At 75.2% G+C, this 13,232-nt stretch carries 15 protein-coding genes, 2 pseudogenes and 1 riboswitch; of the genes and pseudogenes, 11 read left to right on the forward strand and 6 right to left on the reverse strand.

Features of this window, described 5'->3' with window-relative positions:
* Positions 1 to 82: 82 nt before the first annotated feature.
* On the reverse strand, positions 83 to 877 hold the full coding sequence (locus ACI783_RS13590) for a hypothetical protein (protein WP_457140929.1): 795 nt from the start codon (positions 875 to 877) through the stop codon (positions 83 to 85).
* 47 nt (positions 878 to 924) lie between these two features.
* Here ACI783_RS13590 and ACI783_RS13595 point away from each other — a divergent pair.
* From ACI783_RS13595 to ACI783_RS13615, 5 genes and pseudogenes are all read left to right on the forward strand, one after another.
* Positions 925 to 1,200, forward strand: a pseudogene (locus ACI783_RS13595) (SDR family NAD(P)-dependent oxidoreductase); the annotation flags it as partial.
* Between the two features lie 70 nt (positions 1,201 to 1,270).
* Positions 1,271 to 1,483, forward strand: a pseudogene (locus tag ACI783_RS13600) (SDR family NAD(P)-dependent oxidoreductase); the annotation flags it as partial.
* A 95-nt stretch (positions 1,484 to 1,578) separates the two neighbouring features.
* Positions 1,579 to 1,695 (forward strand): SDR family oxidoreductase, encoded by a 117-nt coding sequence (locus ACI783_RS13605; protein WP_457140984.1) that lies wholly within the window; start codon positions 1,579 to 1,581, stop codon positions 1,693 to 1,695.
* A gap of 71 nt (positions 1,696 to 1,766) precedes the next feature.
* Positions 1,767 to 3,281 (forward strand): DUF222 domain-containing protein, encoded by a 1,515-nt coding sequence (locus ACI783_RS13610; protein ID WP_457140930.1) that lies wholly within the window; start codon positions 1,767 to 1,769, stop codon positions 3,279 to 3,281.
* A 153-nt stretch (positions 3,282 to 3,434) separates the two neighbouring features.
* Complete coding sequence (locus ACI783_RS13615) at positions 3,435 to 3,728, forward strand: hypothetical protein (RefSeq protein ID WP_457082663.1); 294 nt, start codon at positions 3,435 to 3,437, stop codon at positions 3,726 to 3,728.
* Positions 3,729 to 3,946: 218 nt separating this feature from the next.
* Here ACI783_RS13615 and ACI783_RS13620 read toward each other — a convergent pair whose 3' ends face one another.
* The 5 genes from ACI783_RS13620 to ACI783_RS13640 form a co-directional block, all read right to left on the reverse strand.
* Positions 3,947 to 4,345, reverse strand: a complete 399-nt coding sequence (locus ACI783_RS13620) for a thiol-disulfide oxidoreductase DCC family protein (protein WP_457140931.1) — start codon at positions 4,343 to 4,345, stop codon at positions 3,947 to 3,949.
* Positions 4,346 to 4,370: 25 nt separating this feature from the next.
* Positions 4,371 to 6,107 (reverse strand): pyruvate dehydrogenase, encoded by a 1,737-nt coding sequence (locus tag ACI783_RS13625; RefSeq protein WP_457140932.1) that lies wholly within the window; start codon positions 6,105 to 6,107, stop codon positions 4,371 to 4,373.
* Between the two features lie 78 nt (positions 6,108 to 6,185).
* Positions 6,186 to 6,332 carry a hypothetical protein gene (locus ACI783_RS13630; RefSeq protein ID WP_457140933.1) on the reverse strand — a complete coding sequence of 49 codons (147 nt, stop codon included), beginning with the start codon at positions 6,330 to 6,332 and terminating at the stop codon, positions 6,186 to 6,188.
* The gene (locus ACI783_RS13635) at positions 6,296 to 6,595 is read right to left on the reverse strand and encodes a hypothetical protein (protein WP_457140934.1); all 300 of its coding nucleotides are present in this window, start codon (positions 6,593 to 6,595) and stop codon (positions 6,296 to 6,298) included. Before ACI783_RS13635 ends, ACI783_RS13630 begins: the two co-directional genes overlap by 37 nt.
* 36 nt (positions 6,596 to 6,631) lie before the next feature.
* The gene (locus tag ACI783_RS13640; RefSeq protein WP_457140935.1) at positions 6,632 to 7,024 is read right to left on the reverse strand and encodes a cupin domain-containing protein; all 393 of its coding nucleotides are present in this window, start codon (positions 7,022 to 7,024) and stop codon (positions 6,632 to 6,634) included.
* Positions 7,025 to 7,318: 294 nt separating this feature from the next.
* On the opposite strand from ACI783_RS13640, the gene ACI783_RS13645 reads away from it, so the two are divergent.
* From ACI783_RS13645 to ACI783_RS13670, 6 genes are all read left to right on the forward strand, one after another.
* On the forward strand, positions 7,319 to 7,867 hold the full coding sequence (locus ACI783_RS13645; RefSeq protein ID WP_457140936.1) for a universal stress protein: 549 nt from the start codon (positions 7,319 to 7,321) through the stop codon (positions 7,865 to 7,867).
* A gap of 46 nt (positions 7,868 to 7,913) precedes the next feature.
* Positions 7,914 to 8,561: a class I SAM-dependent methyltransferase gene (locus tag ACI783_RS13650; protein ID WP_457140937.1), complete on the forward strand. Its 648-nt coding sequence runs from the start codon at positions 7,914 to 7,916 to the stop codon at positions 8,559 to 8,561.
* Between the two features lie 163 nt (positions 8,562 to 8,724).
* Positions 8,725 to 8,873, forward strand: a riboswitch (cyclic di-AMP (ydaO/yuaA leader).
* Positions 8,874 to 8,888: 15 nt separating this feature from the next.
* On the forward strand, positions 8,889 to 9,824 hold the full coding sequence (locus tag ACI783_RS13655; protein ID WP_457140938.1) for an aggregation-promoting factor C-terminal-like domain-containing protein: 936 nt from the start codon (positions 8,889 to 8,891) through the stop codon (positions 9,822 to 9,824).
* Between the two features lie 160 nt (positions 9,825 to 9,984).
* Positions 9,985 to 10,584 carry a YceI family protein gene (locus tag ACI783_RS13660; RefSeq protein ID WP_457082645.1) on the forward strand — a complete coding sequence of 200 codons (600 nt, stop codon included), beginning with the start codon at positions 9,985 to 9,987 and terminating at the stop codon, positions 10,582 to 10,584.
* Between the two features lie 176 nt (positions 10,585 to 10,760).
* Positions 10,761 to 12,002 carry a pre-mycofactocin synthase MftD gene (mftD, locus tag ACI783_RS13665; protein ID WP_457140939.1) on the forward strand — a complete coding sequence of 414 codons (1,242 nt, stop codon included), beginning with the start codon at positions 10,761 to 10,763 and terminating at the stop codon, positions 12,000 to 12,002.
* 102 nt (positions 12,003 to 12,104) lie between these two features.
* Entirely contained in the window at positions 12,105 to 13,232 is a 1,128-nt protein-coding gene (locus ACI783_RS13670) for a serine hydrolase domain-containing protein (RefSeq protein ID WP_457140940.1), read from the forward strand.

A 13,232-nucleotide genomic window follows, 5' to 3' on the forward strand; every position in this document is an offset into this window, starting at 1 on the left:
GAACAGCTCCTTGCGGGCGCCGTTGACGAGCAGCCACGAGCGGGCGATCTCTGGGTCGACGTTCCTGCCTCTGTGCACCCGGTCATTCTGGGGCCCCGGTCGCCGTCCGGCCCGACCCGGGTCCTGCCGTGTCGCGGTGGGGGGGGGGGGGCGGGCGGGGGGGGGGGGGGTGGTGCGGGGTGGGGGTGGCGGGGGGCCGGCGCGCCCAGGCCGCGCGGGCGGCGAGCCGGTCGAGCAGGCCCACGTGCCAGTCGACGTCGACCCGCCGGCCGATCGTGCCCCGGGGTCGGACCAGGTCGAGCCGGACGAGCCCCGGCCCACCGCCCGGCAACCGGCCGTCGGCCCACAGCAGCGCCAGGTGGGAGCGGGCGGGAGCGGCCTCGGGCGGGTCGTCGAGGGCCAGCTGGGTCTGCAGCACCGGCCGCTGCCGGTAGAACGCGCGCAACCCCTGGGTGTCGGCGGCCGGGAGCTCGCCGTCGTCGGAGTGCCAGACCCGCAGCACGTCGGTGGGGGTGTGCAGGATCAGGCCGCTCATCGGCAGGCCGAGGTTGTCGGTGCCCAGGTCGAGCAGGTCCAGCTGGCCGCTGAGCGGACCGTCCTCCAGGTGCGCACCGAAGGGCCGCAGCCGCTCCATCGCCTCCCGGCGGACCAGCTGGTGGTCCAGGTGCCGGTCGGCCGAGGGCTGCCACCCGTGCTCGGCGTGGATCCGCCGGCTGACCGCGATGCCCGCGGACAGCGCCTCCTGCACCGCGAGCAGCAGCGGACGCAGCCGGGCGACCACCGCCTGCGGCCGGCTGTCGTCCTCCGGCGCGCTGTCCGACGCCGCGTTGTCGGGTGCCACGCTGCTCGACACCGGGTTGTCGGGGAAGTGCTCCACACCCCCGAGTCTGCCGTCGGGGGGTGACAGGACCGAGGATCACCGCCGTGAGCATCCCCGCCGAGTCGCCGTCCCGTCCGGTCACCGTCGTCACCGGTGGAGGGCGGGGCATCGGCGCTGCCGTGGTCGCCCGGCTGGCGCGCGACGGCCACGACGTCGCCGTCGGCTACCGGGCCGACGAGAGCAGTGCCGAGGAGGTGGTCACCGGTGCACGCGGGGCCGGCGCGCGGGCGGTGGCCGTCCGGGCCGACGTCAGCGAGCCGGCCGACGTCGACGCGCTCTTCGCCACGGCCGCCGCCGAGCTCGGCCCGGTGACCGGGCTGGTCGCCAACGCCCGGGGTGACCGCGCACCTCGGCGACCTGGCCGACACCCCGGTGGACGTCGTCCGGCAGGTGCTCGACGTCAACCTGCTCGGCGTCGTGCTGTGCGCCCGCCAGGCGGCCCGGACCATGTCACGGCGGCGCGGAGGGCCGGGCGGTGCGATCGTCGCGGTCTCCTCCAGCGCGGCGACGCTGGGGTCACCCCACGAGTACGTGCACCACGCCGCCGCCAAGGCCGGGGTCGACGCGCTGGTCGTCGGCCTGGCGAAAGAGCTGGCGGACGACGGCGTGCGCGTCAACGCCGTCGCGCCCGGACTGGTGGAGACCGGCATCCACGCCGGTGCGGGGATCCCGGGCGGCCCGCCCGCGTGGTCGGCCGGGTGCCGCTCGGACGGGCCGGGCGGCCCGACGAGATCGCGCCGGCGGTCGCCTGGCTGCTGTCCCCGGAGGCGTCCTACTGCACGGGTGCGGTCCTGCGGGTGGCCGGCGGGCTGTAGCGGCCAGATCCTGGGGCGAGCGGCCTGCGCGTGCCGCCGGAACTGTCGTACCTCGAACGTATGTTCGGGTCGTGTCGCGGAGGCGTGGTTCGAGCGTGGTCGAGGGGGTGTTGCTCGACTGGACGCTCGAGCACCCTGTCGAGCCGTCCCGGCTGCCGGCGGCGTGGCTCAGTGAGGAGGAGCTGGCCGCGGAGTTGCAGCGGGTGCAGCAGCGCCGTGCCCGGGACGCCGCCTACGAGGCGGAGCTGATCCTGGGCCTGGCGGCTGACCGTCCGGGGTCGGCTGATCCGCCGCCGGACCATCCGGGTGCGCGGCGGGCGGGGTGGACCGCGCAGCCGGCCGAGGGTGAGGTGAGTGAGTTCTTCACCGCCGAGCTGGCCACCGTGCTCAACGCCGGTCGGGGAACCGCGGCCATCCGGCTGACCCGGGCGTTGACCTGGGCGCGGAAGCTGCCGGCCACCTTCGCCGCGCTGCGGGCCGGTGAGCTCGACGAGCGCCGCGCCCAGCAGCTCGCCGACGCGTTGCAGCACACCAGTGCCGAGGTCGCCGCCCGCGTAGAAGCCGAGCTGCTGGGTGAGGCGACCGACGTGTCGGTGACCGGGCTGGGCAAGCGCGCCACCGAGCTCATGCTGCGGTTCGATGCGGCCGCGGCCGAGGAGCGCCGGGCGGCGGCGGAGAAGACCGCCGAGGTGCGGTTGTACCCCTCGGCCGCCGACGGGCGGTCGGTGCTGGCCGCGGACTTGCCCAGCGACGAGGCCGCCGAGTGCCACGATCTGCTCGACCAGTTGGCCCGGATGCTCAAGGCCGACGGTGACCCCCGGCCGATCGGGGCGCTGCGCACCCACGTGCTGTCGGCGCTGGTCCGCCGGCCCGCCGATCACGGCCTGCCGCTGGTGGCGGCGAACCTGACGGTCACCGCTGCGCTGGAGGCGCTGGAGGGCGGGGTGACGCCGGGTGAGGTGAACGGGCTGCCGATCACCGCCGCCCACCTGCGCGACCTGCTGGCCCGGGTCGGCGCCCTCGGGCTCACCGCTCCTGAGGGCGGCACGCTCACGTTCGCCATCACCGGCCCCGACGGGGAACTGCTGGCCACCGTCACTCCCGCGGAGCTGGCTCGGCTGGCCAAGCGCGGCTGCCCGCAGCACCCCGACGGACCGTGCGACTGCCCGGTGCTGGGCCCGCCACCACCCACCGAGCGCTACGAGCCCACCGCGCGGCAACGGGCCTTCGTCACGACCCGCGACCGGCGCTGCCGCTTCCCCAACTGCGGGCAGCGCGTGGGGTGGGCCGACCTCGACCACGTCGTCCCCCACGCCTGCGGCGGCGCCACCGACTGCGCCAACCTCTGCTGCCTGTGCCGCAGCCACCACCGGCTCAAGACCCACGCCCCCGGCTGGCACTTCGCCATGACCCCCGACGGCACGCTGCAGGTCACCACCCCGAGCGGGGTCACCCGCACCACCCGACCACCCGGCCTCCGACCACCTCCGCCGGAACCCGCCGAGCGATCCGGCGGGCCCGAGCCACCAGTCGCCGGCCCCGAATCACGACCGACCGAGCCCGCCGACGACCCGCCGCCGTTCTGAGATCGCGGGGAGAGGTGCTGCGACCGTGCGCGGCTCTGGTCAGCGAGCCGGGTCGCCGTCCAATCGGTGTGACTGGTGTGCCGGTAGTTGCTGTGCCGCGCTTCGTCGACCACTCGGGTCCCGGCGACGCAGGCTCGTGCCGATAAGAGCAGCGTGATCCGTCAGGACGTCCCGCAGGGCTCGCCGCGGAGCCCGCAGTGGTTCGACCCCGAGCACCAGGCCGACATCCTCGCGGCCTTCGACCATCACCTGGCCTCGGGGCTGCACGAGCGCACTCCGTTCTGCCCACGCCCGGAGCGCGTGCTCGAACTGGGTCAGCTCGCTGCCGCCAGCGCACTCCCCGCCCGTGCCGCCCTCCTCCGGTGGGGCGCGCTGCCTGCCTCGGTGCGCAGTCACCTGCTCACCGGCTGGTACGGGGTTCGCGAACCCCGCCGCCACGCCGCCTGACCGCACGCGCGCTCCGCCCACGTGCGGCTGACCCACGCGCGTCAGCCGTACGACCGCCGTGCCCGTGCGATCCGGCCGCATGACCGCCCTGCCCGTGCGATCCGGCCGCACGACCGCCCTGCCCATGCGATCCGGCCGCACGACCGGCTGACTGCACGACCGCCTGACTGCACGCTCGCGTCATCAGCGCGGGCGGTGGGCGGCCGCACTGGCCGGCGTCAGCCGGCGCCGCGGTCGCGGACCGGCGGTGGTGTGGGCAGCGCGCAGGCCACCGTGCCACCCGGCAGCCGCATCCGGTTCGCCGCCACCAGCCGGTACACGCCCGCAGCCACCCAGCGCACCGGCGGCAGCACCAGCAGCAGACCCAGCAGAGGCAGCGGCCGGCGGCTCACCAGCAGCGCGTGCGCCACCGCCTGTGCGCCGCCGTCCACCCGCCCCGAGCGCCGCACCCACAGCACCTCACGCGCCGCCCGCTCGGCCGTGGTGCCCAGCGCAGGCAGGTCGGCCGCCTGCCAGGCCAGCACCTCCGCGTCGGCGGGCAACACCCGCGGCGCCCAGCCGGCCACCCGCTGGCAGAAGCCGCAGTCGCCGTCGAACAGCAGCACCGGCCGGGCCACGGTCACCTCCACGGACGGGTGCGGGTCACGGCCGCGGGACGTTCCGCAGGTTGCTGCGGGCCAGGTCGATCATCTTCCCGACCCCGCCGCCCAGGACCATCTTCGACGCGGTCGCCGCGAACCCGCGGATCTGCTCCCCGGTGATCGCCGGCGGGATGGACAGCGCGTTCGGGTCGGTCACGAACTCCATCAGCACCGGCCCCGGCTCGGCCAGCCCCGCGGCGAGGGTGTCCCGCACCTCGCGAGGGTCCTCCACCCGCATCGACCGGATGCCGACCGCGGCGGCGATCGCCGCGAAGTCCGTCGGCTCGTGGTCGGTCTCGAAGTCCGGGATGCCGTCGACCATCATCTCCAGCTTCACCATGCCGAGCGACGCGTTGTTGAACAGCACGATCTTGACCGGCAGCCGGTGCAGCCGCGCCGTGATCAGCTCACCCAGCAGCATCGCCAGGCCGCCGTCCCCGCTCATCGACACGACCTGCCGCCCCGGCGCGGCGAACTGCGCGCCGATCGCGTGCGGCAGCGCGTTGGCCATCGACCCGTGCCGGAACGACCCGATCACCCGTCGCCGGCCGTTCGGCGTGAGGTACCGCGCCGCCCACACGTTGCACATCCCGGTGTCGACGGTGAAGACGGCGTCGTCGGCGGCCAGCTCGTCCAGCTGCGCGGCCACGTACTCCGGGTGGATCGGGCGCATCTTCTCCACCCGGTGCGTGTAGGCGTCGACCACCTTCTCCAGCGACTCGGCGTGGTCGCGCAGCATCCCGTCCAGGAAGCGCCGGTCGGTCTTGCGCGCCAGCAGCGGCAGCAGCGCGTGGATCGTCTCCCCGACGTCGCCGTGCACGGCCACCTCGACCGGACTGCGCCGGCCCAGGTGCGAGGCGTCGGCGTCGACCTGCGCGGTGTGCGCCTGCGGCAGGAAGTCCACGTACGGGAAGTCGGTGCCCAGCAGCACCAGCAGGTCGGCCTCGTGCGTCGCCTTGTGCGCGGCGCCGTAGCCGAGCAGGCCGCTCATCCCGACGTCGTAGGGGTTGTCGTGCTGGATGAACTCCTTGCCCCCCAGCGCGTGACCGACCGGGGCCAGCACGTGCTCCGCCAGCTGCATCACCTCGTCGTGCGCGTCCCGGCAGCCGGCGCCGCAGAAGAGCGTGACCGTGCCCGCGGCGTTGATCGCGTCGGCCAGCGCCTGCACCTGCTCGACCGGCGGCCGCACGGGGGAGGGGTGCGGCACCATCGCCGACTCCACCGTCGGGCCACCGGACTCCTCGGCGGCCAGGTCGCCGGGAAGCACCATGACCGACACGCCCCGCTGCCCGACGGCGGTCTGGATCGCGACCCGCAGCGCCTGCGGCATCTGCTTCGGGGTGACCACCTCGCACCAGTACGAGCAGTCCTGGAACGTCCGCTCCGGGTGGGTCTCCTGGAAGAAGGCCGTCCCGATCTCCTGGGACTGGATGTGCGAGGCGATCGCCAGCACTGGCGCTCCGCTGCGGTGCGCGTCGTACAGCCCCTGGATCAGGTGGGTGTTCCCTGGCCCGCACGAGCCGGCGCAGACGGCCAGCCGGCCGGTGACCTGCGCCTCGGCGGCCGCCGCGAACGCGCCGCCCTCCTCGTTGGCCACGTGCACCCACTCGATGCCGTCGGTGTGCCGCACGGCGTCCACGATCGGGTTCAGCGAGTCGCCGACCACGCCGTAGATCCGTTCCACCCCCGCGGCGCGGAGCATCTGCACCAGCTGGACGGCGACGGTCGGATGTGCCACGGGTGCTCCTCCAGACGGTGGGTCAGACGGCTGCCGTCGCACTCCTACCCGCGGTCGGCGAGCTGAACATGGCGCGGCTCAGTACTCCCCGGGCGGCGCGAAGCACTCCTCGGGCGGCGCGGAGTACTCCTCGGGCGGCGCGGAGCCGGCCAGCGCGTCGACCGCCGGGCAGGTGTCGGACGCCCCGGTCAGCGGCGTGAGGTAGCCGGTCGGCCCGTCGCGCACCCCGTCCCGGCGCCGATGATCGGCTCGTCGAGGCCCGGGGTGTCGGCGGGCGCGTCGGCCGGGGCGACGGCGGCCCACAACTCGGGCCGGAAGCCGACGACGACGTTCACGCCGCCGGTCGAGGAGAGCGGACCGGTCAGCCCGGCCACCCCGCGGACCAGGTCCGCCGCGGAGCGGCCGGGCGCCAGGTCGGGCGCCGGGTCGAGCTCCAAGTAGCAGTGCTCGGGCGTCCCGAGCGCGACGATGCCGGGCTGCGGGGCCACGGCCTCACTGTGCCCGACACCCCGCAGCCGAGGGCATCAGTCGTTCGACGGCGGCTCGTCCTTGCCGGCCTCCTCGAGCGCGTCGGCCTCCTCCTTCGTCTTGTGCACGGCCTTGTCCGCGTGCTCCGGCGGCCCGTAGACGGTGTAGAGCACCAGGGGGTTGACGCCGTCGTTGACGAAGTTGTGCTTCTTGCCGGCCGGCACGACCACCAGGTCGCCCTGCGCCACCTTCTTCTCCTGGCCGCCGACCTTGGCCTTCGCGGTGCCGCTGACGAAGGTCAGGATCTGGTCGACGTCGTGCACCTCCTCGCCGATCTCCCCACCCGGCGGGATCGTCATGATCACCAGCTGGGTGTGTTCGCCGGTCCACAGCACGCGGCGGAAGTCGGCACTCTGCTCGGCGACGGTGGCGATGGTGAAGTGCTCCATGGGCGCCGTTCCTCCGTTCCCTCGATCGACTGGCCGGCGCGCGCCGGCCTCGATGACGAGTCAAGAGCAGGTCCGCCGTCGGCGCGATCCGAAGCCCCCGCCGGAGCGCCGTCCCTCGTGGCGGACACCGCCGAACCGGACGCCGACGGCTGGCTGGGGGGGGCCGGTGCCGGCGTCGGCGGGTCCGGGACCTCCGGCCCTGTGCGGTCGGGGGTCCGGTGGTCCAGGCTGGGCGCGAGCAGCCCGGTCGTCGGTGAGGGTCATGGGACGGCAGGGCACGGACAGGAGGACACGGTGACCGAGCAGGACGGCACGCGGGACGCGCTCGCGGCGGAGGTCGACGAGGTGATGGGCAACGCTGCTGGGGACGCGGCGCCCGCGGAGTCGTCGACCGGGGCGGTCGGGGGCGGGGTCGTCGTCGGCCACGACGGCTCCGGGTGCGCCCAGGAGGCGCTCGTGTGGGCGGCCGGCCTGGCCGAGCGGGCCGGGTGGCCGCTGCACGTCGTCCGTGCCTGGCGGATCGCCACCGCGCCCCAGCCGGCCAGCTGGTCGCCGGGGTACGTCCCGCCGGTGAGCGACTACGAGAAGGCGGTTCAGGCCGACCTGGAGGCCGACGTCGTGGCGGCGCTCGGCCAGGACCGCGCTACGGGCGTCACCTGCCACGTCGCGCACACCGCACCGGTGAAGGCGCTCATCGCCGCCGCCCGGCAGGCCGATCTCCTGGTGGTGGGTGCCCGCGGCCGCGGTGGCTTCGCCGGCCTGCTGCTGGGCTCGACCAGCGACCAGGTCACCCGGCACGCGCCCTGCCCCGTCACCGTGGTCCGGAGCGACCGCGAGGACTGACCACCCCGGCGGGTCGCGGCCGGGCCCGTGGGTGTCCACTGTCCGGGTGCCCGCCCCCGATCGCGTCCCGCCGTCCTTCCTGCAGGCCCACACCCGGGTCGAGCGGCCCACCCTGGTGCCCGAGGTGCAGCTGCACGTCGCCGACGACGTCGTCGCCCTGTGGGAGGCGATGGAGACCGAGGCCGGCGGCGCCGGCCAGGACCCGCCGTTCTGGGCCGCGGCCTGGCCGGGCGGCCAGGCCCTGGCCCGGTACGTCCTGGACACGCCGGACCTCGTCGCCGGCAAGCGGGTGCTGGACCTCGGTGCCGGGAGCGGCCTGGTCGCCGTGGCTGCGCGGCTCGCCGGGGCGGCGCAGGTCGTCGCCAGCGACGTCGACCCGTACTCGCACGCCGCGGTCGCGCTCAACGCCGAGCTCAACGGGGTCACCGGCATCGAGGTGGTGGGCGACGTGCTGGGCGAGGACGGGCCGGACGTGGACGTCGTGCTGGCCGGCGACGTCTGCTACGACCGGGAGATGACCGCCCGGGTGCTGCCGTACCTGGGCACCCACTGGCTGCGCGGCGCCACCGTCCTGCTCGGGGACCCGGGCCGCGCCTACCTGCCGCAGGAAGGGCTGCTGCCGGCCGCCACCCACGACGTCCCGGACGCCGACGGCGGGGAGGTCCGCCGGACGACGGTCTGGCGCCTGCCCTGAGCCGCGTGCGACCGGTGCGGCCTGCGGGACGGATCACACCGCGCTGACCAGGGGCGCCGTGGCGCATCCCGACGAACTGCCGGCGGAGCATTGTCACGAGGTCGTAAAGCGCCTTACCGTGGACAGGTCCGGCCGGACGTCACGTCCCCACTCGGGGAGCCCGCGCCGGATGCCGCCGAGTCGCTGTCCGCAGCGATCCGGGGACCCACCGAAGCACTGGGGTGAATCCCGCCCGGGCACGTGCCCGGCCGGGTAGGGCGCCTTCCCGCCCGAATCCGTCAGCTAACCCGGTAGGCGGCCACGGAAGAGCCCGGAGCCCCCTCCTTCATGTCCCCACGCGCCACCCCGCACGACCACGCCGGCCACGACCTGCCGGCCGACGGAGAACTGCCCACCACGGTCCTCCCCGTCGCCGGGGAGGAGACCTCCCGCCGTGCCCGCCGCCTGGCGCCCCCGGCCGGCCTGCGCCGTCCGGCGATGTACCTGGCCGCCGCCGCGGTCGGCGCGGTCGTGGTGAACGTCGTCGTGAGCGGGCAGACCGGCGCGCAGGCCACGGCGGCGCCCGAGCCGGTGAGCATCGCCACCCAGCTGGGCCTCACCGCCCAGCACGCCAGCACCGTCGTCGCCGAGGGGCAGGTCGGCGACCGGCTCGGGGCGCTCGCGGCCGACCGCAGCCAGCGCCAGGAGGCCGAGGCCGCCGCCCAGCAGGCGCAGGCCGCCGCTGTCGCCGCGGAGGAAGCGCGGCTGGCCGAGGAGGCCCGGCTGGCCGAGGAGGCGCGGCTGGCCGAGGAGGCGCGGCTCGCGGAAGAGGCGCGCAAGGCTGAGGAGGCGCGCCAGGCCGAAGCGGCGCGCCAGGCCGAGGAGGCGCGCCAGGCCGAGCAGGCGGCTGCGGCTGCAGCCCCGCGGTCGCAGTCCGGCTCCCGGTCCTCCGGTGGCGGTGCGCCTGCCCCCGCCCCGGCCCCCGCCGCGCCGGCCGGCTCCTTCCAGAGCTACGCGCTGTCCCAGCTGAGCGGGGACGCCGGTCAGTTCTCCTGCCTGGAGAAGCTGTGGGGCAAGGAGAGCGGCTGGAACCCCAACGCGCAGAACCCGCGCAGCACCGCCTATGGGATCGCGCAGTTCCTGGACTCCACCTGGAAGGGCACCGGGATCGCCAAGACCTCCGACGGCTATCGTCAGATCGACGCGGGCCTGATCTACATCAACAACCGGTACGGCTCGCCGTGCGGCGCGTGGTCGCAGTCGCAGTCCGCCGGCTGGTACTGATCTGATCGACCTGCTCCTGAACGAACCAGCACCGACGAGGAGGGGCCGCTCGCACCGGGCGGCCCCTCCTCGCGTGCCCAGCACGTCACCGCCCTGCCCGAATGTCACCCCCATCGGTCAGGATCACCGGGTGGACCACCCCGACCAGGAGGGCTGAACCGTGGGCAAGCACCGGGCACCCGAGCCCGCGGCCTCGGACTTCGACGCCGCGACGGCCGCGTTGGCCGACGTGACCGGCGACTACGTCGTCGACGCCGCGCACACCCGCATCGGCGTGCGGGCGCGGCACGCGATGGTGACGACGGTGCGCGGCGCGTTCACCGAGTTCGCCGGCACCGCCCATCTCGACACCGCCGACCCGGGTGCCAGCACCGTGTCGTTGCGCATCCGCACCGCCAGCATCGACACCGGCGCCCCCGACCGCGACGCGCACCTGCGCTCGCCGGACTTCCTGGACGTCGAGCGGTTCCCGGAGATGCGCTTCGACTCGACCGCGGTGCGCCAGGTCGACGACGAGGTCTACCGGGTCACCGGCGACCTGACCATCAAGGACGTCACCCGCACCGTCGAGATCGACTTCACCCTGACCGGCTCGGCCCTGGACCCCTTCGGCAACACGCGGGTCGGCTTCGAGGGGGCGCTGGCGATCAAGCGCAGCGACTGGGAGCTCACCTGGAACGCGGTCCTGGAGACCGGTGGTGTCCTGGTCAGCGACCGGATCCAGGTGGAGTTCGACGTCTCGGCGATCCGGGCCGGCTGACCCGCCCTGTTCCCGCCCGCCGGGTCGCGCGCCGCGGCGGCCGGTGTCCGGGAGGCGGAAGGGTTGTGTCCCAGGCCACTTCACCCCGCTACGGTGGCACTGAGTGCCAGCGGCTGCGGCCGCGGGCAGCGGGGGACGACGGCGTCCTCCGGTCCGAGCAGCAGGGGAGTGCGCAGATGGCGAACGCGTGGTTCGAGACGGTGGCCGAGGCGCAGCGGCGGGCCAAGCGCCGGTTGCCGAAGGGCGTGTACGGGGCGCTGGTCGCCGGCTCCGAGCGCGGGCTGACCGTCGACGACAACCTGGCCGCCTTCGCCGAGCTGGGCTTCGCCCCGCACACCGCCGGGCTGGCCAACGGCCGGCAGACGGCCACTCGCGTCATGGGCCAGGACATCGCGCTGCCGGTGCTGATCAGCCCGACCGGGGTGCAGGCGGTGCACCCCGACGGCGAGGTCGCCGTCGCGCGGGCCGCGGCCGCCCGCGGCACCGCGATCGGGCTCTCCTCGATGGCCAGCAAGCCGATGGAGGAGGTCATCGCCGCCAACCCGCAGACCTTCTTCCAGCTCTACTGGGTCGGCGACCGCGACCTGATGGCCGCCAAGGTCGAGCGCGCCCGGCGGGCCGGGGCGGCCGGGTTGATCGCCACGCTGGACTGGTCGTTCTCCTACGGCCGCGACTGGGGCAGCCCGTTCATCCCCGAGCGCATCAACCTCGAGGCGGTGCGGCGGTACGCCCCCCAGGTGGCCCTCAAGCCCAGCTGGCTGTGGGACTTCGCCAAGACCAAGAAGCTGCCCGACCTCACCGTGCCGAACATGGTCGCCAACCCCGGCGACCCGGCGCCCACCTTCTTCGAGGCCTACGGCATGTGGATGCAGTCGCCCATGCCGACCTGGGACGACGTCGCCTGGCTCCGGGAGCTGTGGGGCGATGACCGGCCGTTCATGCTCAAGGGCGTGATGCGCGTCGACGACGCCCGGCGGGCCGTCGACGCCGGGGTCAGCGCCATCTCCGTCTCCAACCACGGTGGCAACAACCTCGACGGCACCCCGGCCTCCGTCCGCGCCCTGCCGGCGATCGCCGAGGCCGTCGGCGACCAGGTCGAGGTGCTGCTGGACGGCGGCATCCGGCGCGGCGGCGACGTCGCCAAGGCCCTCGCCCTCGGAGCGAAGGCCGTGATGATCGGGCGCGCCTACCTCTGGGGCCTGGCAGCCAACGGGCAGGCCGGCGTGGAGAACGTGCTCGACGTGCTGCGCGACGGCCTCGGCTCGGCGATGGTCGGCCTGGGACGGGAGTCGGTGGCCGACCTGTGCCGGGACGACGTCGTCGTCCCGCCCGGCTTCGAGCGGTACCTGGGCGTCGACCAGGTCGCCGACGCCCCCCTGGAGAGCGTTCCCGCGCAGCACCGGCCCGCCCGGGGGTAGGAGCCGGGGGCCGTGGCGAGGGACTGCGGGCACCGATGACTTCGGGGCGGCTCGGCGGTCTGGGTGGGCAGAGGACCCGCCCGGTCGCCGAGGAGGCCGCCCATGTGCCCGCTGTCCCGCTTCGTTCCGCTGTGGTCGGTGCTCGAGCAGCGGGTCGCCGACGGGCGGCTGCCCGGTTACGCCGCCGCCGTCCGCTACCGGGGCGACACCGAGGTGCGCACCGGTGGCTGCCTGGTCCGCGGCGGCGGCGATCCGGTCACCTCTGACTCGCTGTTCCGGCTCGCGTCGCTGTCCAAGCCCTACGCCGGCGTGCTGACCCTGGCCCTCGTCGAGGACGGGGTGCTCACGCTGGACGACCGGGTGGCCCGGTGGCTGCCCGAGCTGGCCGACCCCCGGGTCCTTTCCGGGCCCGGGGGTCCGCTGACGGAGACCGTGCCGGCGGCACGGGAGATCACCGTGCGCGACCTGCTGACCAACACCGCCGGGTTCGGTGCGCTGTTCGACGGCAGCCCGCTGGACGTCGCCATGGTCGCCGCCGGCCTGGGGGCCGGGCCGTCGTCCCCGGTGCTCCCACCCGAGGAGTTCCTCGCCCGGCTGGCCGGGCTGCCGCTGGCGGCCCAGCCGGGGGAGCGGTGGCTGTACCAGACGTGCACCGACGTCCTCTCCGTGCTGCTCGTCCGCGCGACCGGCTGCTCGTTGGGTGAGCTCCTCGCCCGGCGGGTCACCGACCCGCTGGGGGTCGAGGCGACCGGCTTCTGGGCGCGCGACGCCCGGCGGCTGACCGCCGCGTACCTGCCCGAGGGAGGAGACCTGGTGCTGCTCGACGGCCCCGACGGGGCCGCCGCCCGGCCGCCGGTGTTCGAGGGGCTGGCCGCCGGGCTGGTCGCGACCGCCGGGGACGTGCTGACCTTCCTCGCGGCGCTCGCCGACGGCGGCGGCCCGGTGCTCGCGCCCGGGTCGGTCGCCGAGCTGACCACCCCGTCGCTCACCGAACGGCAGCGGGCGACGGCCGGGGCGTTCCTGCCCGACGGTCTCTCGTGGGGGCTGCAGACCGGCGTGCGGGTGGACGACGGCGTGCCCGGCGGCTTCGGCTGGGACGGCGGCACCGGCACCACCGGCTGGGCCGACCCCGCCCGCGACCTGGTGGCCGTGCTGCTGACCACCCGCGGGTTCGGCGGCCCGGGGGAGGGCACCGACTGGTTCTGGCCGGAGCTGCACCGCTGCCTGTGA

It is taken from the genome of Modestobacter sp. SYSU DS0511 (assembly GCF_054050755.1).